The organism is Mesorhizobium sp. AR07, from assembly GCF_024746815.1.
Taxonomy (GTDB): domain Bacteria; phylum Pseudomonadota; class Alphaproteobacteria; order Rhizobiales; family Rhizobiaceae; genus Mesorhizobium.
The window spans coordinates 3854224-3880586 of sequence record NZ_CP080525.1; the positions used below are offsets into that span (position 1 = coordinate 3854224).

Consider the following 26363-nt stretch of genomic DNA (forward strand, 5'->3'; position numbering starts at 1 on the left):
TAGCAACGGATACTTACTTGTCGGTGACGATCTTGACCTTGTCGCCGGCCGAAACCGCCGCACCCGGCGACAGCGCATTGAGCACGCGGAACAGGTCCAGCTTGCGGTCGACACCAACCATCTGAGCGGACAGCGAACCCATCGTCTGGCCGGGCTGAACGGTGACGACGCGGATATGCAGCGGCTTCAGGGCTGCCTTTTCGGCAGCGCTGAGGATACGGAACGATCCGCTGACCGAACGCGCCACGGTGTCCAGCGACGTGCTGGCCGACGGGGCCGCGGTCAGCAGCCGATAGACTTGGCCGCCAGCACGGATCACCGCGATGTCGAACTGCCAGCCGTCGGCGCCGGCATGCGCGGTCGCCGCCTCGTTGCCGTTGATCGTCTCCTGCTTGACGGTGCTGGCGTCGAGACCAGCCACCCAGCCGCTGCGGACATAGTCGGTCAGCGCGCGGTTTTTGTCGATGGAGACGCCGTCGAAGCGGATCGCCATGTCGCCCGGCCCGGTTGCCGTCACGGCCGCCGCCGAATTGTCGATGATGAAGCCTTGTGGCACCGAGAAGGACACGCCGAGGCCCGGATGCAGGAAGGTTTCGCCGCGCACATAGCCTTCTTCCGGCGTGTCGCCATAGAGCAGGCCATCTACGCCGGCGAGGAAGGAATCGCGATCGCGCGTGCCGACGCCGGGCGCACCGAACTGGCGGGCATGGCGCTGCGCCAGATCGATGCGCTGCGGCGTGTTGGGGTGCGTGGCCAGGAAGTCGAGGCTGGCATCGGTGGCGCCGCTGATCGAGCGAAAGTCGGTATAGGCCGACATCGACTGCAGGAAGCGGCCGGCGGCAAAAGGATCGTAGCCGGCTTCGCCGATCGACTTGATGCCGATGGCGTCGGCCTCCAGTTCCTGGTTGCGCGAGAATTGCGCCAGCCTAAGCTTGCCGCGGATCAGCGCTGCCTTGGCGGTCGGGCTGTCGCCGAGTACGTCCGAGACAACCTTGGTCGCCAGGCCTTCCTCGGCCTCCAGCTGCTGGCGCTGCAAGCCATGGTTGGCGGTGACGTGGCCCATCTCATGCGCGATGACCGCGGCAAGCTCGGCCGAATCGTTGGCCAGCGCCAGCAGGCCGCGCGTGATGTAGAGATAACCGCCCGGCAGCGCGAAGGCGTTGACGTTGGGGGAATTCAGGATGGTGATGCGATAGGTCTGCGTCGGGTTAGCCGACACCACGGTCAAATTGCCGACCACCTTGGCGACCATGCGCTCGAGCTTGGGATCGGAATATTCGCCGCCATAGGTCGCCAGGATGCGCGGATGCTGCGCCTTGGCCAGTTCGGCGAGCTTGCTGTTGGCGGCGACATTGTCGACCGTGATCGGCTTGTCGGAAGGCTGGAAGCCGGATTCCTGAACCGCTGGCGGGGTGAACATCTGGCAGCTCGCCAGCGCCACGGCAAAGCCGGCCAGCGCGAGGAAGCGCGCCAGCGGATTCATTCGTAATCTGTCAACGCCGATCGCCAGAACGGCTTCCTTTCGGGTCCCGGGCGCATCACCACGAAAATCGGGGGCGATTTTCGGACCATGCCATGCGCCATATCTCAAACTGCTACAGCATTCGCCGCGCGTCCCTCGGGCGGGCGGCGAATGCTGTTGGCAAATCACGGCCTGTGCCGGACCAGTAGGGCCGACCTAGCCACACTCCTCCAGTCATGGCAAGCAAGCGCCACATCGCCTGAGGCCGGTTTGACCGTAAATTATGTCCGCTTCCGGGCAATATCTCGTGATACCGCACCGATGACGCTGGCACCGATATAGCGCCGGAACGCTTCCGGACCAGTCCCGGTGAAGAAATCATCCGCCTTGCCCGTTGCGGCCACCACGCCATTGTCGAGAAACACCACCTGCTCGCCGATACGGCGGGCATCTTCGGGCTGATGGGTGACGAACAGCACCGTCATGCCCCGCTCGGCATGCACGGCGGCGACCAGATCCAGCATGTCGTCACGCAGCGCGGGCCCAAGCGAAGCAAAGGGTTCGTCGAGCAGGAGCACCGGCCGGTCGCGCACCAGGACACGGGCCAGGGCGACGCGCTGGCGCTCACCGCCGGAGAGTTCGCGCGGCAGGCGCTTTTCCTTGCCGGCAAGGCCGGTGCGTTCGAGCGCCTCGGCGACCGCGGCGCGATCCGCTTCGGTCAACCGCAGCGACGGCGAGCGGCCGAGCCTGACATTCTGCTCAACGCAGAGATGGGCAAACAGGTTGTTTTCCTGGAACACCATCGATACCGGCCGCGCCGAAGGCGGCTCGGCGCTGACGTCGGCCCCGCCGATCAGCACGCGGCCCGACTGTGGTGCCTCGAAACCCGCCACCAGATTGAGCAGCGTCGACTTGCCCGAGCCGCTCGGCCCCATGATAGCGGTGATTTTCGAAATGGCGAAATCGACATCGAAGACCAGCGGCGCCTCGCCGTAGCTGAACGACACCTTGTCCAGCCGCACCGCGGCGCCTTTTCCAAGCCTGCCAGCCGCCCCATCAGGCATCACGGTTCGTCTCCCTTCCCAGCCAGTCCGCCGCCAGGACCAATGCGAGGCAGACGAGACCGAGCAGCAGCGCCAGGCCGGCGGCGTCCTGCGTGCGGTAGCTGCCCATGCGCGCCAACAGAAGGTAGGGCAAGGTCTGCACGGAATCACTGCCGAACAGTGCGATGACGCCGAGATCGCCGAGCGACAGCGCCATGGCGAAGGCAAAGCCGGTGGCGAGCGGCCGCCGCAGCGACGGCCAGTCGACCTGAACGAGCCGAGTCCAGCCCGCAATGCCGAGCTGCGCACAGAGCCGTTCGTGACGCTCGCTCGCCGCATCATAGGCGGGACGGACGGCGCGCAGTGCGAATGGCATCGCCATCACCGCGTTGACGGTGACGACCATGACCGGAGCGATGGCGAAGACATCGCCGACATGACGCAGAGCCAGAAACCAGCCGGCGCCGATAACGATCGGCGGCACGACCAGGACAAAGCCGGCGCCGGTATCCGTGGCATGTTCAAGCATTGTCCTTGCGCCGATGCGGCGGTTCAACGCCAGCGCCCGGCGCGCCATGGTCAGCGCCAGCGACAGCATCACCGAAAGCAGCGCCGACAGGAAGGCCAGCACCGCACTGGTCAGCGTCGCCTGTCGCACGGCGCCCTCGCCGGCCAGCCGGCCGAGATCGGCGCCGAGCCCGGCCATCACCGTCGCCGCCATCGGCCCGGCAACGAACAGCAGCGCAAGCGCGATCAGCACAACGTTCAGCGTGGTCTCGGCGCCATTGACCGAGAGGTAGCGGCGCGGCGCGACCGGCAGATTGGTGTCGCCGACTACGTTGGCGCCAAGCCGCGTCAGCGCCAGCACCACGACAAACGTCAAGGCGATCTGCAGAAATGTCAGCGTGACCGCTCGCGCCGGATCGAAATCGAAGCGCAGCGCCTGGTAGATGCCGACCTCCAGCGTCGTCGCGGCCGGCCCGCCGCCGAGCGTCAGCACGATCGTGAACGAGGTGATGCAGAGCATGAAGACAAGCCCGCCGACACCAGGCAGGCTAGCACGCAAAGTTGGCCATTCGATCAGCCGGAACGCCGGCCCCGCGCCCATGCCGAGCTGGCTGGCCAGCCGCCACTGATCGGCGGGGATGGTCTGCAGCGCCTCGAGAAACAGCCTTGTCGCCAACGGCAGATTGAAGAAGACATGCGCGACGAGAATGCCCGACAGACCATAGATGCCCGGCCAGCTTCCACCGCCGACCACCGTGAACAGGCCCGCGAAATAGCCGGCACGGCCATAGAGCGCAAGAATGCCGAGGGCAGCAACGATGGCCGGCAGCGCCAACGGCACGGCAAAGAGCTGCAGGATCAAGGCACGGCCGAAAAAGCGTGGATGCCGCGACAGCGCGCGCGCCACGAACAGTGCCGGGCCGACGGAAAGCAGTGTTGAGAGGGCAGCCTGCCAGAGCGTGAAGTGGACAACGCGCAGGAGATAGGGATCGAAGGCTGCCCAGGCGCCGGAGAAATCGTGAGCGCCCTCGACGAGCAAGCCGGCAAACGCACCGCCGATCAAAAGCGCGACTGCGGTGAGCGCGATGATGCCGGCGGTGGTGCGGGGGTCGATTGAATGGCGCGTAGGCATGTCGCGCTACCCAACACTGTGATGGGTGTTGATTGATTGAAATGCTTGGCTAAGGTCGAGTTCCCGCCCACCCCCCTCTGTCCTAGCGGACATCTCCCCCGCAAGGGGGGAGATTGCAGGCTTCACCGCCCAGGCCAATTTCCAAAATGGCAGGAATGAACGAGGCGACAGAGCTGCCAATCTCAATCTCCCTCCTTGCGGGGGAGATGGCCGGCAGGCCAGAGGGGGGTGACTTGATGCAAACATCTAGCGAAGCTTGAATCCTACTTGCTCATCACCGCCAGCCATTCATCGACCCAGGCCTTGCGGTTGGCGGCAACTTCCTCGGGGCTGAACAGCAGGGTCTTGGTCGGCTTGACCAGCTTGTCGAAGGCTGGATTGAGCGGCTTGTCGGTCTTGCCGGCCGGGAACATCCAGTTGGTCTCGGGGATAGCATCCTGGAATTTCGGTCCGGTCATGAAGGCCATGAATTTTTCCGCCAGCGGATTTTTCGCCCCTGTCGTCGTGATGCCCGCTACCTCGATCTGCAAATACTCGCCCTCCTCGAACGAGGCCGCCTGGTAGCGCTGCGTGTTCTCGGCGACCATGTGATAGGCCGGCGACGTGGTGTAGGACAGCACCATCGGCGCCTCGCCCTTGGTGAACAGGCCGTAGGCCTCGCTCCAGCCCGGCGTCACGGTCAGCACCTTCGGCTTGAGCTTGGCCCAGGCTTCCGGCGCCTTGTCGCCATAGACCGACTTGACCCACAACAGCAGGCCGAGGCCCGGCGTCGAGGTGCGCGGGTCCTGGATGACGATCTTGTCGTCGGCACTGCCTTCGACCAGGTCCTTCAGGCTCTTGGGCGGTGTCTTCAGCTTCTCGGTGTCGTAGACAACGGCGAAATAGCCGTAGTCGAACGGCACGAAGGTGTCGTCGCTCCAGCCGCCCGGCACATTGACATCGGACACCGCGCCATGCGGCGCAAACAGGCCGGTGGCCTTGGCATCGGCCGTGAGATTGGTGTCGAGGCCAAGCACGATGTCGGCCTTGGTCGATGCCCCTTCCAGCCTGACGCGGTTGAGCAACGCGACGCCGTCGGCGACCGAGACGAAGTCGATCTCGCAGCCGCATTCGGCCTCGAATTCCTTCTTCACCACGGGGCCAGGACCCCAGTCGGCGGTGAAGCTCTCATAGGTGTAGACGGTGAGTTTGTCCTTGGCCAAGGCTGGCCCGGAAAGAACCACCGCGATGACTGAGGTAAGGGAGTATAAAAACGTGCGCATCGGCGCCTCCTTCGTTCGAATTGAAAGGAATTGAGGCGCCGGACTGTCCGAAACGTCTAATCCCTCCGCCGGTACAAACCGGATCAGGTTCAGCGGGTTGGCGAGTTTGCCTCTCAGCCGGTCCGCGAAGATCGCGTCCGGCACCCCGTTAGAGCGTTTCGACACATAGGCCCGGCCGATCCCTCACGCAAGTGGCAGTTTGCCGGCCTTCCGTTTCCCGTGCCGGGCTGGTAAGGGCCACACGATATGAGCACATTCACCATCCTGCTTGGCGGCGATCTCATCCGCACGCCACGGCTCGACCGCCAGGTCGAAGGCTCCCGCGTCATCGCCGCCGACGCCGGCATCGGCCATGCGCGGCTGCTGGGCCTTGTCCCGGAACTGTGGGTGGGTGATTTCGATTCGGTGCCGGCCAACCTGCCCGATGACCTCGCCGCCGTGCCCCGCCGGACCTTCCCGGCGGAGAAGGACATGACCGATGGCGAATTGGCCATCGCCGCCGCACTGGAGCGCGGCGCGACCAGCCTGGTGCTTGCCGGCGCCTTCGGCGGCAAGCGCGCCGACCACGCCTTCCTGCATCTGGCGCTTGGCCTGCGGTTGGCCGAGGCCGGGACGGAGGTGCTTTTGAGCAGCGGCGCCCAGGAAGGCGCGCCCCTGCTGCCCCGCAAAGCCGGCTTCGACTATGCCGACGGCACGCTGTTTTCGGTGCTCGGCTTTTCCGATCTTTCCGGCCTGACCGTCACCGGCGCCAAATGGCCGCTCGATCACGTCAAGGTGGCGTTCGGCTCGTCACTGACCATCTCCAACGAGGTCAAGGGCCACCTCGAAATCGCGCTGGGCCATGGCCGCGCGCTGTTGCTTGCTCACCCTTATCCCTTACCTGAAAGCTGACATGGCCCCGCCCCTTCTCAATCTCGACGGGATAAAGCTGACCTTCGGTGGCACGCCGCTGCTCGATGGCGCCGCCTTGACCGCTTCTGCCGGCGACAAGATCGCGCTGGTCGGCCGCAACGGCTCCGGCAAGTCGACGCTGCTGAAGATCGCCGCCGGCCTGATCGAGCCGCAGGATGGCGAGGTGTTCCGCCAGCCTTCGGCGACCGTCCGCTATTTGCCGCAGATGCCTGACATGGAGGGTTTTGCGACGGTCCGCGCCTATGTCGAGGCGGGGCTTGGCCCCGCCGACGATCCGTACCGCGCCAGCTATCTGATGGAGCATCTCGGCCTCTCCGGCGAGGAGCGGCCGAACGACCTTTCCGGCGGCGAGGCGAGGCGCGCCGCCCTCGCCCGCGTCATGGCGCCGGAGCCAGATATCCTGCTGCTCGATGAGCCGACCAACCACCTCGATCTGTCTGTCATCGAATGGCTGGAAGAGGAGCTTAGCCGCACCTCTTCGGCGCTCGTCGTCATATCGCACGACCGCCGCTTTCTCGAACGCGTGTCGCGCGCCACCATCTGGCTCGATCGCGGCCAGACCCGCAGGCTGGACAAGGGCTTTGGCCATTTCGAGGAATGGCGCGACCTCGTGCTGGAAGAGGAAGAGCGCGAGCAGCACAAGCTCGGCCGCCAGATCGTGCGCGAGGAGCACTGGCTGCGCTATGGCGTGACGGCGCGGCGCAAGCGCAACATGCGGCGTCTCGGCGAGTTGCAGACCATGCGCCAGCGTTTCCGTGGCCATCGCGGCGCCGAAGGCTCGGCAACCATGGTGGCGAGCGACGCCGCCGAATCCGGCAAGCTGGTGATCGAAGCCAAGAACATCGAGAAGCGTTTTGGCGATCTCACCGTGGTCCAGGGCTTCTCGACCCGCATTCAGCGTGGCGATCGCATCGGCCTTGTCGGCCCCAATGGTGCCGGCAAGACGACGCTGCTGAAAATGCTGACCGGCGAGATGAAGCCCGACGCCGGTTCGGTGCGGCTCGGCACCAATCTGGAAATCGCCACGCTCGACCAGAAGCGCGAGGCGGTCGATCCGCAAGAGACGCTGGCGCAATATCTCACTGACGGACGCGGCGAGAACCTCGTCATCAATGGCGAGCAGCGCCATGTCGTCTCCTACATGAAGGATTTCCTGTTCAAGCCGGAGCAGGCACGCACGCCGGTGCGCGAGCTGTCCGGCGGCGAACGGGCACGGCTCTTGCTGGCGCGCGTGCTGGCGCGCCCGGCAAACCTTCTGGTGCTCGATGAGCCGACCAACGATCTCGACATGGAGACGCTGGAACTGCTGCAGGAACTGGTCGCCGGCTTTGCCGGCACCGTCATCCTGGTCAGCCACGACCGCGATTTCCTCGATCGGACCGTCACCAGTATCATCGCGCCCGACGGCGCTGGCCGCTGGATCGAATATGCCGGCGGCTATTCGGACATGCTGGCACAGCGCGGCGGCACCAGGCTCGACGACCGCAAGGCACGGGCGAAGGCCGAAACCGGCGAAGCCCCAGTGACGGCCAAAAGTGAAGCCACTGCGCCAAAGGGGCCGGCGAAGAAACTTTCGTTCAAGCAGAAATTCGCGCTGGAATCCCTGCCCAAGAAAATCGAAGCCGTGATGGCTTCAATCTCTAGGCTGGAGAACAACATCGCCGATCCGGCCTACTACGAGCGCGATCCAGCCTCGTTCCAGAAGACCATCGCCGCCCTCGACAAGGAGCGCGCAACGCTGGCCGCGCTCGAGGAAGAGTGGCTGGAACTCGAGATGCTGCGCGAAGAGATGGAAGGGTGAGGAGCGTTCGACTGTAGGCCGATCAATCGACATCGGTTTATCGATTGAAGTGACGAACGCCCGGAGCCATCGCCAAGGGCCGGACATTCCGCGTTTGATCATTGCCCCGAGGCGGAAATGCGCATACATTATGCGCATGTTGCGGAGGCTACTATGCGCAAGATTGCCTTGAATGCGATCCGTCAGCCAGCAAATCTGTCGATCGATTCGAACCTCATGCGGGAAGCCAAGGGCCTTGACGTGAATGTCTCGCGCGCCGCGGAAGCTGGCATCGCGGAAGCGGTGGCGGCCGAAAAAACACGGCTTTGGAAACTTGAGAATCGCGCCACCATGGATGCATGGAACGACTATGTCGAAAAACACGGCATCCCGCTGGAAGACTCGCGGCAGTTCTGATGGCACGTTTCGATGTCTTCGCGGGGCGCATCGAAGGCAGCTATTTGCTCGACGTTCAATCCGACCTACTCGACAATTTCAAAACACGAGTGGTGGTTCCGCTTCTGCCGGTCGCAACGGCGCCGCCGCCGATGCGAAAGCTCCATCCCACCTTTGAAATCAACGGGCGAAAACTGGTCATGGCCACCCATCTGATCGCAACCGTGGCTGCCAGCGACTTGGGTGATAGTCGACTGAACATGGCGAAGCAGCACGATGTCATCGTCGCTGCACTCGATATGCTGTTCCAGGGCTTCTGAACGACGGCGGCAGTTACGGCCTTTTTCTCAGCCCGCCGTCTTCGCCTGCCAGGCCTTGATCGCCTCGTCGAACACCTTCTCGCCGGGAATGCCCTTTTCCATGGTCAGCAGCGCCCGCCGTCCGGTCTTGTAGACGACCGGCACGTCGATCCAATCCTGGCCGCGCAGCAAGGTCAGGTTGGCGTCTTCGTCCGCCTTGGTGTCGTTGAGCGCGACGAGGAAGAAACCGTCGGCGATCTTGGCCGGGATACCGATCAGCGGACTGCCGGCATCCTGTTCCGAACTCTTCATGGCGACGCGCAGGATGTTGTCGACACCGCCGCCTTCGAAGCCGTCGGGCGTCAGGAAGATCATCTCGATGATGTGGCTGGCCGGCAATGTCTTGTCGGTGTTGCGGCGGATGGTCATGCGCAGCTGGATGTCTTTGCCGGGAATGGTCGCCTCGGCGCGGATCGCCGGCTCCGGCGGCAGGTCGCCGCCGGGCGATTCCTGCACCAAGGACCAGACGATGTTGCCCGGCTCCGCCGAACCCTGCGCGGTGCTGGTGCGCTCCTCATAGAAGATCGCCTTCTGGCCGACCGGCAGAGCGGTCTGCGCTGGTGCGGCTGCCGGTGCCGCAGGCGCAGCGCCCGCCGGTGCTGGCGGAGTGGCGGCGGCAGCCGGTGCCGCGGGCGCGGCCCCAGTGGCAGGTGGCGTCGCGGGTGCCGTACCCGGTGCCGGCGTTGTGGCGGGTGCGGCCGCGGCGGGCGTGCCGGCGGCCGGTGCGGGAACCGCCGGTGCTGAAATGGCCGGTGCGTTCGTCGCCGTTGGCGGCGTGGTCAGCGCGGCGACCGATTCGCCTTCGCCGATGCCGCTTTGTCCGCCGGCCGGGCCGGGATCGGTTTCGCTACCCTGTGGCGTCAGCCGCTGGGTGAATTTCGTGCCTTCGGCTTCCGTGCCAGCGGCCGCAGGCGCCGGCGGCGTTGCCGCGGAATTGGTAGCCGGCTTGGCCGGCGCCGGCTTGGCCGGCGCCGGCTTCACCGGTTCGGTCTTCGCGACCTTGGTGCCGTCAAGCCCGAGCATCTTGCTGAAGGCGTCCTTGTTCAGCCAGATGCCGTAGCCGCCGCCGGCAACGACCAGCAGGGCGACGACGGCGGCGATCAGCCCGCCATAGCTGCGCTTGCGCTCGGCGGGACGCAGGCGCTGGAAAGTGTCCGATACCGGCTCTTCGTTGCTGGAAAAGACATCGACGTCGTCATCGGCCTCCTCCGCGTCCATGCCTGGAAGCACCGTATCTGCATCTGCCCGAGCCGGCACGGCCGGCGCCGGTGTCGGCTTTGGCCAGCTTGGCTCGACCTTGGCGGCAGGCGGTGGCGCCGGTCGATAAGGTTCAGGCTTGGCGGCCGCCGGTGCCGGCCAGGTCGGTTCAGCCTTCGCCGGTTGCCGTGCATGACTCGGCTGGTTCTTGTTGCGGTCGATGGAAGAAAAGATGTTTTCCAGCTCCGCGAGCGGGTCGGACTCCGGCACGCTCTTGGCATAGTCCTGCTCGACACTCACGATGGCGTCTTCCAGGGACCGCTTATGCTTGGCAATGGCCTCGGCAGACAGCGGCGGCGTATACTCCGCAAGTTTCTTTTCGAGCGCGGAACGAGCCCCATCATAGGTCCGCGTGCGCGTTTCCGGCGTCGGCTCGCCGTACTTGTCGAGCGCCTTTTTCAGAACAGCAACGAAATCTGCCATGCTTCAGTCGACCTGTATTTTGTTTCCGCGCCGGCCCCCGCAAATCGGCCGCGATGCCCGGAAAGGCTTCAGAAACTAGTCTTGAAACGGATCGGTCACAAGTATCGTATCGTCCCGTTCCGGGCTGGTGGAAAGGAGCGCGACCGGGGCGCCGATCAGCTCCTCGATGTAGCGGACATATTTGACGGCCTGGGCCGGCAGATCGTTCCAGCTGCGCGCTCCGGCGGTGGTGCCTTTCCAGCCCTCCAGCGTCTCGTAGACCGGTTCGACGCGGGCCTGAGCGCCCTGGCTGGCGGGCAGATAGTCGATCATCTCGCCGTCGAGACGGTAGCCGGTGCAGACCTTGATCTCGTCCAGCCCGTCGAGCACGTCGAGCTTGGTCAGCGCGATGCCCTTGATGCCGTTGACAGCGACGGCCTGGCGCACCAGCACCGCGTCGAACCAGCCGCAGCGGCGCTTGCGGCCGGTGACGACGCCGAACTCGTGGCCGCGCGTGCCGAGGAACTCGCCGATCTCGTTCTTCTGCTCGGTCGGGAACGGACCTTCGCCGACACGCGTCGTATAGGCCTTGGTGATGCCGAGCACATAGCCGATGGCGCTTGGGCCGACACCGGAGCCGGCAGCCGCCTGCCCGGCAACCGTGTTGGACGAGGTGACGAACGGATAGGTGCCGTGGTCGATATCGAGCAGCGTGCCTTGCGCGCCCTCGAACAGGATGCGCTCGCCGGCACGACGCTTGTCGTCGAGGATTTTCCAGACCCGGTCCATATAGGGCAAGATCTCATCCGCGACCGAGGTCAGCTCATGCATGATCGCGTCGTGCGTGACTTCGGCATGGCCAAGCCCGCGACGCAGCGCATTGTGGTGCGTCAGCAGCCTGTCGACCTTCAAGGGCAGCGTTTCCAAATCCGCCAAATCCATCACCCTGACCGCGCGCCGGCCCACCTTGTCTTCATAGGCGGGGCCGATGCCGCGGCGGGTCGTGCCAATCTTCGTTCCGGAATTGGAGGCGGCGTCCTCGCGGAATCCGTCCAGCTCCCGATGCAGGGACAGGATAAGCGCTGTGTTTTCGGCTATTTTCAGGCGATCCGGCGTCACGTCGACGCCTTGTGCCTTGAGCTTCGCCACTTCGGCGACGAAGGCATGCGGGTCGAAGACGACGCCATTGCCGATGATGGACAGCTTGCCCTGACGCACGACGCCGGACGGAAGCAACGACAGTTTGTAGACCTTGCCGTCGACGACCAGCGTGTGACCGGCATTGTGGCCACCCTGGAAGCGCACCACGACATCGGCACGCTCCGACAGCCAGTCGACGATCTTGCCCTTGCCCTCGTCGCCCCACTGCGAGCCGACGACCACCACATTGGCCATGTTTCTTTTCCCTTGAAACGCCGCGCGGCGGCTGGAAGACTGTTCAAAACGACAGGCCTCTATAACGTCAAGACCTCGCGAGCGCGACCTTTCTTTGCCGTCGAAAATACGCTGAGGCACAACAATTTTCGGCTTTGACATCATTTACTTGGGTGGACGAGGGCAATAGGCCGGCAAACGCCGCAGCTTGTCCTTGAAGCGCGTCGCGACGCGCTTTGGGGTTTTTTGTTTCCATGCATGTCGTTGTTCCAAAACCGCTGCCCACTTTTGGGCGACATGCAATAGTGTCCGGAATCCCGCCATGCATCGAAGCGCCTACATATTCCTGCTGCTCACCACCTTGCTGTGGGGCGGCAATTCGGTGGCCGGCAAGCTGGCGGTCGACCATGTCTCGCCGATGACGCTCGTCTTCCTGCGCTGGGTGCTGGCCGTGCTGATCATGCTGCCGATCGGCTTTCAGACGATACGCAAGGACTGGCCCGTGGTGCGCAAGCACTGGCTCGTGCTGGCGGCCCTTGGCGCCAGTGGTTTCACTCTGTTCAACACCATCTTCTACACGGCGCTCAACTACACGACGGCGATCAACGTCTCGATCGAACAGGCGGCGATGCCGATCCTGATCATGACAGCCAATTTCGTCTTCTTCCGCTTGCGCGTGAACTGGGCGCAGATTGCAGGTGTCGTGCTGACAATCCTCGGTGTGATCCTGACCGCCTGCCACGGCGACCCGCGCCGGCTGTTGACGCTGGAGCTCAATTTCGGCGACGCGATCATGCTGGTCGCGGTGTTTCTCTACAGCGGCTATTCGGTCGGACTGCGGCTGAAACCGGCGATGCACTGGCAGAGCCTGATGCTGGCCCTGTCGGTCGCCGCATTGGTTACCTCGCTGCCCTTCTTCTTGTGGGAGGTCGCCGCCGGCAAGGTCATCGTGCCCGACGCGCGCGGCTGGGCGGTCATCGTCTATACCGCGATCGGCGCCTCGGTCATTTCGCAGATTTTCTATATCAGGGGCAACGAGCTGATCGGCGCCAACCGCGCCGGCCTGTTCATCAACCTGGTGCCGATCTTCGGCACCTTGCTGTCGGTTCTGATCGTCGGCGAGACGTTCCAGCTCTATCAGGCGCTGGCGCTGGTGCTCGTGCTGGGCGGCATCGCACTTGCCGAATACAGCGGACGCAAGCTGGCCAACCTGCCTTCAGCCAGCACACGCTGAACAAAAAAGGCACGGGCCAGGCCGCGCCTTTTCGATCTTTCATGACAGGTCAGGGTCACATCGCGTTGACGTCGAACTGCAGCCGCTTGGCCGAGTCGATCGACTTGTGCGCCTTGACCTGCTCCAGCACCTTCTCCGGGAACGGTGCATCGAGATAGAGCAGCGCGATGGCATCGCCACCCGGCCGGTTGCGGCCAAGCTGGAAGTTGGCGATGTTGACGCCGTTCTCGCCGCACACCGTGCCGAGCAGGCCAATGATGCCCGGCGCGTCGGCATTGGTGGTGTAGAGCATGTGCTGGCCGACCTCGGCGTCGAGGTTGATGCCCTTGATCTGGATGAAGCGCGGCTTGCCGTCCGAGAAGCAAGTGCCCGCGATCGACCGCGTCTTGTGCTCGGTCTTGACCGTCAGCTTGATGTAGCCGTCGAACACGCCGGATTTGTCGCGCTTGACCTCGGCGACGATGATGCCGCGCTCCTTCACCATGATCGGCGCCGACACCATGTTGACGTCGGAGACCTGCGGCCGGATCAGCCCGGCAAGCGTGGCGCTGATCAGCGCGCGCGTGTTCATCGTCGCGGTCGAGCCGTCGAACAGGATCTCGACCTCCTTGATCGGGTCCTCGGTAACCTGCCCGACGAAGGCGCCGAGCACTTCGGCGAGCTTGACGAAGGGCTTCAGCCGCGGCGCTTCCTCGGCGGTGATCGACGGCATGTTGATGGCGTTGGAGACGGCGCCCTTGATCAGGTAATCGGCCATCTGCTCGGCGACCTGCAGCGCGACATTCTCTTGCGCCTCCGCCGTCGAGGCGCCGAGATGCGGCGTCGCCACCACGTTTTCCATGCCGAACAGGGCATTCTGTTCGGCCGGTTCGACCTCGAACACGTCGACACCGGCGCCCGCCACCTTGCCGCTCTTCAGCGCCGCGACCAGGTCGGCCTCGACGATCAGCCCGCCGCGCGCGCAGTTGATGATCCGCACGCCGTTCTTCATCTTGGCGATCGCCGCGGCATCGATGATGTTGCGCGTCTTGTCGGTCAACGGCGTGTGCAGCGTGATGAAGTCGGCGCGGGCGAACAGCTCGTCCAGCTCGACCTTGTCGACGCCGAGCTCCTCGGCGCGCTTGTCCGACAGGAACGGGTCGAAGGCGATGACATGCATCTTGAGGCCGACACCGCGCGTGGCGACGATCGAGCCGATGTTGCCGCAGCCGATGACGCCCAGCGTCTTGCCGGTGATCTCGACGCCCATGAAACGGTTCTTTTCCCATTTGCCGGCATGGGTCGAGGTGTTGGCTTCCGGGATCTGGCGCGCCAGCGCGAAGATCATGGCGACCGCATGTTCGGCGGTGGTGATCGAATTGCCGAAGGGCGTGTTCATCACGATGATGCCCCTGCGGCTTGCCGCCGGGATATCGACATTGTCGACGCCGATGCCGGCGCGGCCGATAACCCTGAGATTGGTGGCCGCGCTGATCAGCTTTTCGGTGACCTTGGTCGCCGAGCGGATGGCGAGGCCATCATACCGGCCGATCACTTCGGCGAGCTTTTCCTTGTCCTTGCCGAGGTCGGGCAGATAGTCGACCTCGACGCCGCGATCCTTGAATATCTGCACGGCGGTGGGAGAAAGTTTGTCTGAGACGAGAACGCGGGGCATGGATTTGATCCTTTGCGATTGGCGTCCCTCCCGCTTGAGGGGAGGGTCGGCGCGAAGCGCCGGGGTGAGGTCCTTGCGGCCGGATGCGGCCGGATCTTCTGGATGATGGATCGTTGAGCTGGGCGGAAGCGAACCCACCCGGCCCTTCGCAATCAGGCCGCGGCCTTGAGCGACGCCTTCTGCGCGGCGAAGGCCCAGTCGAGCCAAGGCAGCAGCGCTTCGAGATCCGACGTCTCGACCGTCGCGCCGCACCAGATGCGCAGGCCGGGCGGTGCGTCCCGATAGGCGCCGATGTCGTAGGCGACAGCCTCCTTGTCGAGCACCGAGACCAGCCCTTTGGCGAAAGCCGCTTGTCCGTCGGCGTCGAGCGCGGACACGTCTGGGTCGGTGAAGGACAGGCAGACGGAGGTGTTCGAGCGCGTCGCCGGCAGGACGGCGAGATGACCGAGCCATGCGGACTTGCCGACAAAGCCGTCGAGGACGGCGGCATTGGCATCCGCCCTGGCGATCAGCGCCTCAAGGCCGCCGATCGACTTCGCCCAGTTGAGCGCGTCGAGATAGTCCTCGACGCACAGCATCGACGGCGTGTTGATGGTCTCGCCCTTGAAGATGCCCTCGATCAGCTTGCCGCCCGAGGTCAGGCGGAAGATTTTTGGCAGCGGCCAGGCCGGCTTGTAGGTTTCCAGCCGCTCGACGGCGCGGGGCGACAGGATCAGCATGCCGTGCGCGCCCTCGCCGCCCAGCACCTTCTGCCAGGAGAAGGTGACGACATCGAGTTTTTCGAAATCGAGCCTCTGCGCGAAGGCCGCTGAAGTCGCGTCGCAGATGGTCAGGCCCTTGCGATCGGCAGGAATGAAATCGCCGTTCGGGACCCGCACACCCGACGTGGTGCCGTTCCAGGTGAAGACCACATCGCGGTCGAAGTCGATCTTCGCCAGATCCGGCAATTGACCATAGTCGGCCTCGATCTTGCGAACGTCGGCGAGCTTCAGCTGCTTGACCACATCGGTGACCCAGCCGGAGCCAAAACTCTCCCAGGCGACCATGTCGACGCCGCGCTCGCCGAGCAGCGACCACAGCGCCATCTCGACCGCGCCGGTGTCCGACGCCGGCACGATGCCGATGCGGTAGTCCGCCGGGACCTGGAGGATTTCCCGCGTCAGCCCGATCGCTTGTTCGAGCTTGGTCTTGCCGATCTTGGCGCGGTGGGAACGGCCGAGCGCGGCAGCCTTCAGCGCCTCGACCGACCAGCCGGGGCGTTTTGCGCAGGGACCTGAGGAAAAATTGGGATTTGCCGGACGGAGTCCGGGCTTCGTATGCGTCGTCATCGTGGTCTATCCTTCCAGATAGTGGCCCCTCGTTGGGGAGGGGTGGCCCACGGACGGCGATATGCGTTCAGGCTTCGGGCGTCAAGAGGAAAGTTTTTGTCGCTGTCGGGATACTGGCGATCTGCGATCAGGATGTCGTGACTTCAAACGCAAACGGCGGACCGAAGAGATCCGCCGTATATGTTTCGCATGTGCCAAGCCTTGCCGTGTGGGTCAGGCCTACCAGAGGTCGTAGCGCAACCCGAGTTTGACCTGATGGTTGCTGATCCCCTTGTGGACCGGAAAGGAGGTCAGGCTCTCGGCGGTCACATACTCGGCGTCCGGCGCAGAGAAGTACTGGTAGCCGAGATCGACGGAAACGTTCTTGGAAACCTGATAGGCAAGGCCCGCATTCAACGTATAAGCCAAGGAGTACTTTGTCTTGTCGTCTTGCTGGATGAGATTGTTGGTGGGATCATTGTTATCGATGTAGCTCGCCGAAAGCTTGCGCGTGCTACGAACAATTCCGACGCCAGCGCCGAGATAGGGCGTGATCCCGACATAGGTACCAAGGTCGACATAGCCATTGAGGATGCCCGAGAAGGCGTAGTTTTTCAGGGATGCCGATGCCACGGTCGACAGCGTCGGAGGCGTCACGATCAATGAATCGTCGTAGCCAAGGCCGATTTTGTTGCCGGGCAGATAGCCGAGATTGAGATCGGCGCGCAGATAGTCGTTGAAATGGTAGCCGAAGCCGATGCTGGCGAAAACGGGATTTTCCTTGTCATCGAAGCTTGCCGGCGTGAAGGCGAAGTCCTCATTGTTGAAGCTCTTCTTCACCAGATACGAGACATCGCCGCGCAGATACCAGCCCGAGCCGACTTCCACAGGCTTGTAGTCCGGCGCCTGGTCGACATAGATCGGCGGATCGTAATCGGCCGCGACCGCGGGCGTAAGCGGTACAAAGGCAAGTGCAGTAAGCGCCAGCGCCATACGCGATGTGAGTTTCATGGTCCGCGACTCCCGAATTTGGCGCCACCAGCAATTGCAACGGCAGCCATCGTTTCAAGGAGCATTGTTAACCATAGTGGTTAAGTGCCGGTTAAGGCTAACAGAGCGTTAGCGAATTCATTTCTGGCGGACAGTTTCACTGCAGGTGACCCAAACGAAAACCGCCCGGCTGATGCCGGGCGGTTCGCGAACTTTCAAGCAATGCAAGTGTTACTTGGTGTAGACTGGCTCGGGTTCGGGCTGATAGGCCGCCACGGGAGCGGCGCAACCGTTGCTGCCACCGAACTGGTAGCGCAGGCCACCGCGCACCTCGTGTGTGCTGATGCCACCGTCAAAGCCCGGCCCGGCGCTGCTCGCGTCCCATTCGAACATGCGGCCGCCCTGGATGTGGCTGTAGCGATAGCCCGCATCGAGGATGATCTTGTCGGTCAGGCAGTAGGAAGCGCCCGCCATCAGAGCGTAAGCGAAACGCCAGTTGGCCGCCCCGGGGTTGAACTCGGTGGTGTTCGGATCCCTGAGATCATCCCATTGGACGCGCGCGCCGCCGATACCGGCGCCGACGTAAGGCGTGATGCCGTGATAGGTGCCGAGATCGACATAGGCATTGGCAAGCAGCAGCAAGGCACTCATCTTCGACACTTCGGTCGAGGTCGACACGGCATCCGAGGTCCCGCCATCGAAGTTCGACTTGAACCAGTAATCGGCGGTCAGATCCGTACGAAAGTGCTCGTTGATCTTGTAGCCGACGCCGGCTCCAAGCGAGAAACCGCCCTTGAGCTTGCCGAAATCGAAACTCTTGCTGCCGGGGATGATGTTACAATTGCAGGGATCGAGGGTGTAGGTCATATAGTCGATACCGCGCACAGTCGACTTGTGATAGTCGATGTCGCCGCGAATATACCAGCCGCCGACATCGGCCGGCTGCTCATAGACCGGCGGCGGAGCCTCTTCGACCACCGGCTCGGGGAGGTCGGCCGCGAACACCGGCCAGGCCAGGCCTGTGAACAGAGCGGCGAACAGGGCCTTTCTTGCTGTATTGAACATGCTTGTCACCCCTAGGAAGTCGGAACGGCGATCGCGTCCGAATGCGATTTGCTTTCAGTCGTGGATAATGAATTGCAAAGGTTAAAAGGCGTTTAACCCTGTTGCTTAACCACGAATCTCCAAACGTCGAAGGGATCAAGACGCGTCTTCGAGACCCGGGATCGGCCGCCCGGTCACAAAAAAGCCCGCCGGAAAGGCGGGCTTTGAGCGGGTGGAGATAGCTGCGGCACGACACCCTTACGGGCGCGCTGGGGATCAGGCGGCGCTGCGCGTTTCCGAGATGATATCGACGATATCATTGACGACGGCCTCGACCAGCTGCGGATCGTCACCCTCGGCCATGACGCGGATCAGCGGCTCGGTGCCCGAGGGTCGAATGACCAGGCGCCCGGCCTTGCCGAGGCGGTTACGCGCGTCTTCGATGGCCGCCTTGACCGGCGCTTCCTCGAGCGGCTTGCCGCCGGAAATATGGACGTTCTTCAAAAGCTGCGGCACCGGCTGGAATTTCTTAGACAGTTCGCTGACCGGCCGGCCCTGCCGTTTGATGCAAGCCAGCACCTGCAGCGCCGAGACGAGGCCGTCGCCGGTGGTCGAGAAATCCGACAGCACGATATGGCCCGACTGTTCGCCGCCGACATTCAGCCCGTGCGCGCGCATATGCTCCACGACATAGCGGTCGCCGACCTTGGTGCGGTGCAATTGCAGCTTCATGTCGCCGAGGAAGCGCTCGAGGCCGAGATTGGACATCACGGTCGAAACGACGCCGCCGCCGGCGAGCCGCCCGCTCTGGTGCCAGGATTCGGCGATCAGCGCCATGATCTGGTCGCCATCGACGATCGCGCCGTTCTCATCGACGATGACGACGCGGTCGGCATCGCCATCGAGCGCGATGCCGATGTCGGCGCGCACTTCGTGCACCTTCTTCTGCAGGCCGGCGGGATGGGTCGAGCCGCATTCCTTGTTGATGTTGAAACCGTTGGGTTCGACATTGATGGCGACGACTTCGGCGCCGAGTTCCCAAAGCGCCTCGGGCGCCACCTTGTAGGCCGCGCCATTGGCGCAATCGACAACGATCCTGAGGCCGGAAAGCGACATCGAGCGCGGCAAGGTGCGTTTGGCGAATTCGATGTAGCGGTCATGCACGCCGTCGACGCGCTTGGCGCGGCCAAGCCCGTCGGAATCGGCGAGTGCCAGCTCGATATCCTTGTCGAGCATGCTCTCGATGCGTTCTTCGATCTCGTCGGAGAGCTTGTAGCCGTCTGGACCGAACAGCTTGATGCCGTTGTCGTAATAGGGATTGTGCGAAGCCGAGATCATCACGCCGATATCGGCGCGCAGCGAACGCACCAGCATGGCGACCGCAGGCGTCGGAATCGGGCCGAGCAGGAACACGTCCATGCCGGCTGCGCAAAGGCCGGCCACCATCGCGTTCTCGATCATATAGCCGGAAAGCCTGGTGTCCTTGCCGAGCACGACACGATGGCGATGACTGCCGCGCTGGAAGGAAAGGCCGGCGGCCATGCCGACCCGCATCGCGATTTCCGCGGTCATCGGAAACTTGTTGGCGCGCCCGCGAATGCCGTCCGTGCCGAAGTAATTCCCTGCCATGCTTGTTAAAGTCCTTGACGGTTTCGCCGCGCGCACGTCATGCCACACTTAGCCGACGTGCTATGATCACATTGTGTGATTATATGTTACGAATCCTTAGAAAATCATTGTTGTGCACTGCACACAACATGGCTCCCTCCCAACATGCCGGGACCGCCACGCTGCAATATACCAGTCATGCGAGCCTTTCCGCGCGGATGCACCTGGAAAATCTTGCTCTGAAGCCTGGCAACAGGCAACAATTTCATCACCTTATCGGGAAAAACCGGCTTTCGGCGATATATACGCCACTTAGCATCTGGCGCAACCGACCGTTGAGCGTTATTGATTTGCAGGGACGTACTATGGGCTGCTGCAACGGAGAAACGCTATGCTCATCCACCGACTTGCCACTTTGACCGGCCTCGCCGTCGCGACATTATTCCTGGCTGCGCCAGCCAACGCGCTGACGATGGCCGAGTGCAGCACGAAGTACAACGCCGCCAAGGACGCCGGGACACTCGCCGGGGCGACCTGGAACCAGTTCCGCAAGGCGCAGTGCGGCACCGACGCCGCGGCCACCACCGACACCAAGCCGGCAGCAGCCACCAAGGCGGCCGAAACGAAGCCGGCCAAGGCGGCCACCGCCGCTGCGGCCGACAGCACGGCCAAGAGCCTGACGGCGAAGGAATGCAGCGCCAAGTACCAGGCGGCGAAGACCGCCGGTACGCTGAACGGCATGAAGTGGAACGACTTCCGCAAGTCCGAATGCGCCGCCGGCGCATCCGCCGCCGCCGCCACCAAGCCGGCAACCAAGGCCGCCGCGACCACCACGGCCGCCGCCGCCAGCGGCGGCAAAGGGCTGAGCATGGCCGAATGCAGCACCAAGTATAAGGCTGCCAAGACGGCCAACACGCTGAAAGGCATGAAGTGGAACGACTTCCGCAAGACCGAATGCGGCGCCGGTGCATCGGACGACGAGACGGTGCCGGCCGCCGACGAGGCGAACTACAAGGCTGAGCCGGAGAAGCCCTCGACGGTTGCGCCCAGCGGCGTGACCTTCCCGAAGGCGATCGCAGCGAAATACGCCAGCGAGACCCCCGGCAAGGGCCGCATGCACACCTGCCTCGACCAGTACTATGCCAACAAGGACGCGAACGCGCTTGGCGGCCTCAAGTGGATCCAGAAGGGCGGCGGCTTCTACAGCCTCTGCAACGCCAAGCTGAAGGGCTGAGCGACAACAGCATCTGAAGAAAAGCAAAGCCCGCGAACCGCAAGGTTCGCGGGCTTTTTTCATTGCCCGCGGAGGGCAGTCCTGCGGTCGCCAGCGGCGACGCTGCCGATCTCCCTTTGCGGGGAGATGTCCGGCAGGACGGAGGGGGAAGGATCGCCTGCCTTCCATTGTCGCGCTCCATACGGAATCGGTGCGAGGAGCGTGGCTCCTCCAATTGGCTGACAGGTCGGCGGGATAGCACCCCTCTTCCCTGCCGGGCATCTCCCCCCGCAAGCAGCGCAATCACATATGGATTTTTGCGAAGATGAACCCCCACCCTAACCCTCCCCACAAGGGGGAGGGGATGCTGCCGCGTGCTCTTATTCATCTTTGGCGTCGAGACATCGACAGTTTGCCGAGATCAGCGCCTGCGGAAGTCTCCCTCCCCCTTGTGGGGAGGGGCTAGGGGTGGGGGTGTTCGTAGAGCGAAAACCTCAGCGTCTCAAATGCGATTGCCCTACCCCCGCAAGGAGGGGAGATCAAGCTGTCGCACCGTTTCGCAATCTCCTCCGATACAAAGGAATCGGCGAAACTGCCGATCTCTGTGCGGAGAAATCCCCGACAGGCGACGGACTTTCCCACTGTCGGCTAACTTGCAAACAAAAACGCCGCGGGTTTGAAGCCGCGGCGTTTCCTTGAAATCAGCGGTCTTTGTCAGCTTGACGGCTGCGGTTCCATGCCGCCTTCGGGCTCGGGGCCTTTCTTGCGGCGGCCGCCGGACTTCGGCACGGCCGAGCCACGGCTCGGCGGCGTATCGTCGCCAAGATCGCGCGCCGGCTTGTGGCCGGCGATCAGCTGCTTGATCTCCTCGCCGGACAGCGTCTCGTATTCCAGCAGGCCTTGCGCCAGAGCGATCCATTCCTTCTTTTTCTTGGTTAGGATGGACCTCGCCGACGAATAAGCCTCGTCGATCAGGCGGCGCACTTCTGCGTCGATGATCTGCGCCGTCTCTTCCGAGACGTTCTGTGTCCGGGCAACCGAGTGGCCGAGGAAGACTTCTTCCTGATTGTCGCCATAGGCGACATGGCCAAGCTTGTCGGAGAAGCCCCAGCGCGTGACCATGGCGCGCGCCAGCTTGGTTGCCTGCTCGATGTCCGAAGAGGCGCCGGAGGTGATGTTCTCCTTGCCGAACTTGAACTCTTCGGCGACGCGGCCACCCATCATGATGGCGAGGCGCGAGATCATGTATTTGTAGCTCATCGAATAGCGGTCGCCTTCCGGCAACTGCATGACCATGCCGAGCGCCCGGCCACGCGGGATGATGGTGGCCTTGTGCAGCGGATCGGCCGACGGCACGTTGAGCGCCATGATCGCGTGGCCTGCCTCGTGATAGGCGGTGAGTTCCTTCTCGGCCTGTGTCATGGCAGACGAGCGGCGCTCGGCGCCCATCATGATCTTGTCCTTGGCGTCCTCGAACTCCGCCATCGTCACCAGGCGCTTGTTGCGCCGTGCGGCCATCAGGGCCGATTCGTTGACAAGATTCATCAGGTCGGCGCCGGAGAAGCCCGGCGTGCCGCGCGCGATAACCTTGAGGTCGACATTGGGCGCCAGCGGAACGTTGCGCACATGCACCTTGAGGATCTTCTCGCGGCCGACGATGTCGGGATTCGGCACCACCACCTGGCGGTCGAAGCGGCCCGGCCTGAGCAGCGCCGGGTCGAGCACGTCGGGCCGATTGGTGGCGGCGATCAGGATGATGCTTTCATTGGACTCGAAGCCGTCCATCTCGACAAGCAACTGGTTCAGCGTCTGCTCGCGCTCGTCATTGCCGCCGCCGAGACCGGCGCCGCGATGGCGGCCGACGGCATCGATTTCGTCGATGAAGATGATGCAGGGCGCATTCTTCTTGGCCTGGTCGAACATGTCGCGGACGCGGCTGGCGCCGACGCCGACGAACATCTCGACGAAGTCCGAACCGGAAATGGTGAAGAACGGCACATTGGCTTCGCCGGCGACCGAACGGGCGAGCAGCGTCTTGCCGGTTCCCGGAGGGCCGACGAGCAGCACGCCGCGCGGAATCTTGCCGCCGAGCCGCTGGAACTTCTGCGGATCGCGCAGGAACTCGACGATCTCTTCCAGATCTTCCTTGGCTTCATCGACGCCGGCAACGTCCTGGAAGGTGACTCGGCCATGCGCCTCGGTCAAAAGCTTGGCCTTCGACTTGCCAAAGCCCATGGCGCGTCCGGAGCCGGACTGCATCTGGCGCATGAAGAATATCCAGACGCCGAGGATGAGGATCATCGGCAGCCACGAGATCAGATAGCCGAACAGCGAATTGGAGCCGTCGGTCTCAGGCCGCGCGTTGATGGTGACGTTCTTGTCCTGCAGCCGCTGGACCAGCGACGGATCGCCGGGCGAATAGGTCTGGAAGCCGCTGGTATTGTCGGTGTAGGTGCCGGTGATGCGTTCGCCCGCGATGATCACCGTCTTGACCCGGCCGGCCGCGACATCCTGCAGGAACTGCGAATAAGGCACATCGCTCGAGGCCCCACGCGTCTGCGGTGTCTGGAACAGATTGAACAGGGCGATGAGCAGGACCGCTATGATCGCCCAGAGCGCGAGGTTGCGATAGTTCGGATTCATCAATTGTCCCGTTGGGGTCCGCAGGGCGGACACGCGTCATGAGAGGAAACTTGCGCCTAACATAGGGAGGGCGTCCCCCCTTGCCAAGCAGAACAGCACGTCTGGGTTAAGCTTTCGCCCATCATCGACCGGCACTGTGGCCGCTGAAAGGCAGAGCGGGAACCGGGGCCGCGCCAATCAGCCCGGCGACGGCCCGCGCCGGCGCCAGATCGAAGGACGGCAGAAAGTGGGCAAAGGGCGCAACGACCGGCCGCGCTTCGGCCATATCAGGCGCCTGGCTATCCTCCGGCAAACCAAGGCATTCAACGGCTTGCCATAGCGCCGGCTCGGCGGCGAGCGCGGCGCGCATCAGGCTCGGCGGGGTTTTTCCTTCGCCGATCGCCTGCCGCTTGGCTGCTGCCCCGAACGGGGCGATCAACAATGCGCCGCTGCTGTCGTTCAATGTGATGCCCCGGCGGCCATCCCAGAGGATATCGCCGCTGGCTACGGCGGCGGGCGGCAGACCGCGCGCCTCGCGGCGCAGGAAGATGCCGGCGCGCCTGGAATCGACCACCGTCCGCGACAATGTGGCGCAAAGAAATCCGGCCTTCAGCCGGGCAAACAGCGCCTCGCTGCGGGCCCGATCCGGCAGCAGGGCAATCCCGCCGGTCGTGGCCAGCAGGATGCGCAATGCATAGACGGCCGCCCGCTCGTCGCCGGCGTTCAAAAAACCCGGGTCAAGACGAATGAGCCCGACGGCCGGCTGGGTCGCCAGATCGCGGATCAGGTCCGCGGCGGCCAGGCCGAGCTGCCGGCGCGCATTGCCCTCATGCGCGGCCAGCGCCAGCGCATCGTCGACGCGCCGCACGCCGTTGCGGTCGGCAAGGGCTGCCCGCATGCGCGGCCGCTCGAAAGCCTCGTCGGCATTGGTCGGGTCATCGACCCAGCCGACATTTTGACGTCGCAGGACGTCGCGCAGTGCCGCGCGCCGCATCCCGAGAAGTGGTCGCACAATCCAGTTTCGCCAGTCATAAAGAGTGGCCGGCGCCATGCCGGCAAGTCCTCGGCCTGCCATCTCGGCATGGCCTCGGCCTGCCGTCTCGGCGTGGCCTCGGTCCGCATCACGCGCCAATCTCTCCGTGCGCACTTGCCGCATCAGCACCGTTTCAGCCTGGTCGTCGGCGGTGTGGCCGGTCAGGATCAGGCCGATGCCTTGCGCCTGCGCTGCCTCGGCCAGCAGTCGGTAGCGCGCCTCCCGTGCGGCGGCGGGCAGACCGGTCGACGGCTTGTGCCCCGACCATGTCAGCGTGCGGTGCTCAATGGCATGCGTGGCGCACAGCTGCGCGACCGCTTGCGCTTCCGCGGCCGAACCGGACCGCAGACCGTGGTCGATCGTTACCGCCAGCAGCTTCGTTGCCGGCGCCGTGCGGTCGAGATGTTGTTTGAGAAGAAGGAGCAGGGCGGTCGAGTCGCTGCCGCCGGACACGGCCGCAACGGCGCCGTTGGTAAAATCGATATGCGAAAAAAGGCGTTTCGAAAGGTCAGGCTCGGTGTCGAGCATCAGTGCATGTCGCCCAAAAGTGGTGCCGTTCTTGTGGCAACGCTAGGCATGGGAGGATCAGCACGCCGCCAGCGCCCTTTCCTGCTTGACGCGTTCCTTGAGCGCACCGGAGATGTCGGGGTAGCGCTTGCCGATCTCGCTGAAGGTGGCGCAGGCCACATCATGCTGCTTGAGGCCGACCAGCGACACACCGAGCTTCAGCAACATGTCGGGAGCCTTCTTGGCCTTGGGGTAATCCTTGCTGGCGGCGAGGAAAGTCTCGGCCGCATCGCGGTATTTCTGCTGGCCGAGCAAGGACTCGCCCAGCCAGTAATGCGCATCCGCCGTCTTCGCATCCTTGGGGAAGCGAGCGATATGGTCGCGGAATCCCTGCTCGGCGGTGCTGTAGTCGCCCGAGAGGATGAACTGATAGGAGTTGCGGTAAAGTTCCTCCGGGTCGTTGGTGGCGGGCAATGCCGCGACCACAGTGCCGCCGGACTTGCCGGCCTTGGCCGGGGCGCCGGTGACTGGCGCGGTGTCTTGCACCGGCGCCGTCGCCTGGGTGTTGCCGCCGGCATCGATGACATTGCCGTTCTTGTCGACGGTGATGGTGCCGAACGTCTTGGCCGGCGTGCCGGGCACCACCGTGCCCGGATCGCCATTGGGCGATTCGACGATGACGTCCTCGACGCTCTGGCCGCCGGCGGGCGCGGTGCCTGCAACGGCCGGCGCTTGTTTTGCCGGGGCAGCCGCCACATTGGTGTTGGTATCGGTGGTGGTGGCGTCCGACTTCTTCTGTGCCGGCGGCTGCCGGCCCTGCGTGCCGCCTTCGAGCTGCTGGAAGCGGAACTCGTTGTCTTCCTGCTGCTTTCGGATCTGCTCCTGCATCTGCAGGACCTGGAAATTGAGCTCCTCGATCTTGCCATTCATCTGCCGCAACTGGTCCTCCAGCGCGGTCACGCCGGTGCCGTTCGATTGCTGCGCGAGCTGCTGAGCCTGATCCGGTTTCTTCTTTTCGCCGAAAATGCTGGGCAACTCTATGCTGGGCAGATGGAAGGAAAAGCCGCTGTCGGTTGATTGCCCTGTGCCGCTCGCCCCCAAGCCGCTAGCCAAGGCGGTGACGCCTGATAGGAGCAGCAGCGCAAGCGTGCCGCTCAGAACCGATCTCAAATGCATGTGCCTCTCGCCGTGATTTCGTTAGCTTGTTCGCGCCTTCCAATCAGAGTGGGACCAGCCAAGCGCCCTCGGCTCATAGCAGGACCCGA

The 26363-nt window shown here is 63.8% G+C and carries 20 protein-coding genes and 1 riboswitch; of the genes, 6 read left to right on the forward strand and 14 right to left on the reverse strand.

What is annotated here, in order from left to right:
- Positions 1-13: 13 nt before the first annotated feature.
- The 4 genes from BPNPMPFG_RS19670 to thiB all read right to left on the reverse strand — a co-directional run bounded on the left by BPNPMPFG_RS19670 (position 14) and on the right by thiB (position 5406).
- On the reverse strand, positions 14-1483 hold the full coding sequence (locus BPNPMPFG_RS19670) for a M48 family metalloprotease (protein ID WP_258590351.1): 1470 nt from the start codon (positions 1481-1483) through the stop codon (positions 14-16).
- Between the two features lie 260 nt (positions 1484-1743).
- The gene (thiQ, locus tag BPNPMPFG_RS19675) at positions 1744-2526 is read right to left on the reverse strand and encodes a thiamine ABC transporter ATP-binding protein (RefSeq protein ID WP_258590352.1); all 783 of its coding nucleotides are present in this window, start codon (positions 2524-2526) and stop codon (positions 1744-1746) included.
- On the reverse strand, positions 2519-4144 hold the full coding sequence (gene thiP / locus BPNPMPFG_RS19680; RefSeq protein WP_258590353.1) for a thiamine/thiamine pyrophosphate ABC transporter permease: 1626 nt from the start codon (positions 4142-4144) through the stop codon (positions 2519-2521). The genes thiQ and thiP overlap by 8 nt, the downstream gene beginning before the upstream one ends.
- A 263-nt stretch (positions 4145-4407) precedes the next feature.
- Complete coding sequence (thiB, locus tag BPNPMPFG_RS19685) at positions 4408-5406, reverse strand: thiamine ABC transporter substrate binding subunit (RefSeq protein ID WP_258590354.1); 999 nt, start codon at positions 5404-5406, stop codon at positions 4408-4410.
- A gap of 43 nt (positions 5407-5449) precedes the next feature.
- A riboswitch (TPP riboswitch) is annotated at positions 5450-5564 on the reverse strand.
- Positions 5565-5652: 88 nt separating this feature from the next.
- Between thiB and BPNPMPFG_RS19690 the strand changes: the two genes are divergently transcribed.
- From BPNPMPFG_RS19690 to BPNPMPFG_RS19705, 4 genes are all read left to right on the forward strand, one after another.
- The gene (locus BPNPMPFG_RS19690) at positions 5653-6297 is read left to right on the forward strand and encodes a thiamine diphosphokinase (protein ID WP_258590355.1); all 645 of its coding nucleotides are present in this window, start codon (positions 5653-5655) and stop codon (positions 6295-6297) included.
- 1 nt (position 6298) lies between these two features.
- Positions 6299-8119 carry an ABC-F family ATP-binding cassette domain-containing protein gene (locus BPNPMPFG_RS19695; protein WP_258590356.1) on the forward strand — a complete coding sequence of 607 codons (1821 nt, stop codon included), beginning with the start codon at positions 6299-6301 and terminating at the stop codon, positions 8117-8119.
- Positions 8120-8272: 153 nt separating this feature from the next.
- Positions 8273-8515, forward strand: coding sequence for a type II toxin-antitoxin system CcdA family antitoxin (locus tag BPNPMPFG_RS19700; protein WP_258590357.1), 243 nt, complete (start codon positions 8273-8275; stop codon positions 8513-8515).
- Positions 8515-8814 (forward strand): CcdB family protein, encoded by a 300-nt coding sequence (locus BPNPMPFG_RS19705; protein ID WP_258590358.1) that lies wholly within the window; start codon positions 8515-8517, stop codon positions 8812-8814. Before BPNPMPFG_RS19700 ends, BPNPMPFG_RS19705 begins: the two co-directional genes overlap by 1 nt.
- Positions 8815-8841: 27 nt before the next feature.
- On the opposite strand, the gene BPNPMPFG_RS19710 is transcribed toward BPNPMPFG_RS19705, so the two are convergent.
- Positions 8842-10533 (reverse strand): hypothetical protein, encoded by a 1692-nt coding sequence (locus BPNPMPFG_RS19710; RefSeq protein WP_258590359.1) that lies wholly within the window; start codon positions 10531-10533, stop codon positions 8842-8844.
- Positions 10534-10608: 75 nt separating this feature from the next.
- On the reverse strand, positions 10609-11907 hold the full coding sequence (locus BPNPMPFG_RS19715; protein WP_258590360.1) for an adenylosuccinate synthase: 1299 nt from the start codon (positions 11905-11907) through the stop codon (positions 10609-10611).
- 301 nt (positions 11908-12208) lie between these two features.
- Here BPNPMPFG_RS19715 and BPNPMPFG_RS19720 point away from each other — a divergent pair, with 301 nt between their 5' ends.
- The gene (locus BPNPMPFG_RS19720) at positions 12209-13120 is read left to right on the forward strand and encodes a DMT family transporter (protein WP_258590361.1); all 912 of its coding nucleotides are present in this window, start codon (positions 12209-12211) and stop codon (positions 13118-13120) included.
- A 55-nt stretch (positions 13121-13175) separates the two neighbouring features.
- Here the strand turns inward: BPNPMPFG_RS19720 and serA are convergent, their stop codons facing one another.
- The 5 genes from serA to glmM form a co-directional block, all read right to left on the reverse strand.
- Positions 13176-14774: a phosphoglycerate dehydrogenase gene (serA, locus tag BPNPMPFG_RS19725; RefSeq protein WP_258590362.1), complete on the reverse strand. Its 1599-nt coding sequence runs from the start codon at positions 14772-14774 to the stop codon at positions 13176-13178.
- Positions 14775-14926: 152 nt separating this feature from the next.
- A complete protein-coding gene (locus BPNPMPFG_RS19730; protein WP_258590363.1) occupies positions 14927-16102 on the reverse strand; it encodes a phosphoserine transaminase in 1176 nt (391 codons plus the stop codon).
- A 219-nt stretch (positions 16103-16321) separates the two neighbouring features.
- Positions 16322-17092, reverse strand: a complete 771-nt coding sequence (locus tag BPNPMPFG_RS19735; protein WP_258590364.1) for an outer membrane protein — start codon at positions 17090-17092, stop codon at positions 16322-16324.
- Positions 17093-17302: 210 nt separating this feature from the next.
- Positions 17303-18136 carry an outer membrane protein gene (locus tag BPNPMPFG_RS19740; protein ID WP_258590365.1) on the reverse strand — a complete coding sequence of 278 codons (834 nt, stop codon included), beginning with the start codon at positions 18134-18136 and terminating at the stop codon, positions 17303-17305.
- A gap of 255 nt (positions 18137-18391) precedes the next feature.
- Positions 18392-19744, reverse strand: a complete 1353-nt coding sequence (gene glmM / locus BPNPMPFG_RS19745) for a phosphoglucosamine mutase (RefSeq protein WP_258590366.1) — start codon at positions 19742-19744, stop codon at positions 18392-18394.
- A gap of 370 nt (positions 19745-20114) precedes the next feature.
- Between glmM and BPNPMPFG_RS19750 the strand changes: the two genes are divergently transcribed.
- Positions 20115-20957 (forward strand): hypothetical protein, encoded by an 843-nt coding sequence (locus tag BPNPMPFG_RS19750; protein WP_258590367.1) that lies wholly within the window; start codon positions 20115-20117, stop codon positions 20955-20957.
- Between the two features lie 693 nt (positions 20958-21650).
- Here BPNPMPFG_RS19750 and ftsH read toward each other — a convergent pair.
- From ftsH to ybgF, 3 genes are all read right to left on the reverse strand, one after another.
- Complete coding sequence (gene ftsH, locus BPNPMPFG_RS19755) at positions 21651-23579, reverse strand: ATP-dependent zinc metalloprotease FtsH (protein WP_258590368.1); 1929 nt, start codon at positions 23577-23579, stop codon at positions 21651-21653.
- A 121-nt stretch (positions 23580-23700) separates the two neighbouring features.
- Positions 23701-25119, reverse strand: a complete 1419-nt coding sequence (gene tilS / locus BPNPMPFG_RS19760) for a tRNA lysidine(34) synthetase TilS (protein ID WP_258590369.1) — start codon at positions 25117-25119, stop codon at positions 23701-23703.
- A gap of 57 nt (positions 25120-25176) precedes the next feature.
- A complete protein-coding gene (gene ybgF / locus BPNPMPFG_RS19765) occupies positions 25177-26274 on the reverse strand; it encodes a tol-pal system protein YbgF (protein ID WP_258590370.1) in 1098 nt (365 codons plus the stop codon).
- Positions 26275-26363: the final 89 nt, after the last annotated feature.

Excerpts from the sequence above, each read along its gene's own strand:
- BPNPMPFG_RS19730 (WP_258590363.1), bottom strand. The coding sequence starts at position 16,102 with ATGACGACGCATACGAAGCCCGGACTCCGTCCGGCAAATCCCAATTTT.
- BPNPMPFG_RS19670 (WP_258590351.1), bottom strand. The coding sequence starts at position 1,483 with ATGAATCCGCTGGCGCGCTTCCTCGCGCTGGCCGGCTTTGCCGTGGCG.
- BPNPMPFG_RS19720 (WP_258590361.1), top strand. The coding sequence starts at position 12,209 with ATGCATCGAAGCGCCTACATATTCCTGCTGCTCACCACCTTGCTGTGG.
- BPNPMPFG_RS19715 (WP_258590360.1), bottom strand. The coding sequence starts at position 11,907 with ATGGCCAATGTGGTGGTCGTCGGCTCGCAGTGGGGCGACGAGGGCAAG.
- ftsH (WP_258590368.1), bottom strand. The coding sequence starts at position 23,579 with ATGAATCCGAACTATCGCAACCTCGCGCTCTGGGCGATCATAGCGGTC.
- BPNPMPFG_RS19700 (WP_258590357.1), top strand. The coding sequence starts at position 8,273 with ATGCGCAAGATTGCCTTGAATGCGATCCGTCAGCCAGCAAATCTGTCG.
- BPNPMPFG_RS19695 (WP_258590356.1), top strand. The coding sequence starts at position 6,299 with ATGGCCCCGCCCCTTCTCAATCTCGACGGGATAAAGCTGACCTTCGGT.
- BPNPMPFG_RS19740 (WP_258590365.1), bottom strand. The coding sequence starts at position 18,136 with ATGTTCAATACAGCAAGAAAGGCCCTGTTCGCCGCTCTGTTCACAGGC.
- tilS (WP_258590369.1), bottom strand. The coding sequence starts at position 25,119 with ATGCTCGACACCGAGCCTGACCTTTCGAAACGCCTTTTTTCGCATATC.
- serA (WP_258590362.1), bottom strand. The coding sequence starts at position 14,774 with ATGCCCCGCGTTCTCGTCTCAGACAAACTTTCTCCCACCGCCGTGCAG.
- BPNPMPFG_RS19690 (WP_258590355.1), top strand. The coding sequence starts at position 5,653 with ATGAGCACATTCACCATCCTGCTTGGCGGCGATCTCATCCGCACGCCA.
- ybgF (WP_258590370.1), bottom strand. The coding sequence starts at position 26,274 with ATGCATTTGAGATCGGTTCTGAGCGGCACGCTTGCGCTGCTGCTCCTA.
- glmM (WP_258590366.1), bottom strand. The coding sequence starts at position 19,744 with ATGGCAGGGAATTACTTCGGCACGGACGGCATTCGCGGGCGCGCCAAC.
- BPNPMPFG_RS19750 (WP_258590367.1), top strand. The coding sequence starts at position 20,115 with ATGCTCATCCACCGACTTGCCACTTTGACCGGCCTCGCCGTCGCGACA.
- BPNPMPFG_RS19710 (WP_258590359.1), bottom strand. The coding sequence starts at position 10,533 with ATGGCAGATTTCGTTGCTGTTCTGAAAAAGGCGCTCGACAAGTACGGC.
- thiP (WP_258590353.1), bottom strand. The coding sequence starts at position 4,144 with ATGCCTACGCGCCATTCAATCGACCCCCGCACCACCGCCGGCATCATC.
- thiB (WP_258590354.1), bottom strand. The coding sequence starts at position 5,406 with ATGCGCACGTTTTTATACTCCCTTACCTCAGTCATCGCGGTGGTTCTT.
- BPNPMPFG_RS19735 (WP_258590364.1), bottom strand. The coding sequence starts at position 17,092 with ATGAAACTCACATCGCGTATGGCGCTGGCGCTTACTGCACTTGCCTTT.
- thiQ (WP_258590352.1), bottom strand. The coding sequence starts at position 2,526 with ATGCCTGATGGGGCGGCTGGCAGGCTTGGAAAAGGCGCCGCGGTGCGG.
- BPNPMPFG_RS19705 (WP_258590358.1), top strand. The coding sequence starts at position 8,515 with ATGGCACGTTTCGATGTCTTCGCGGGGCGCATCGAAGGCAGCTATTTG.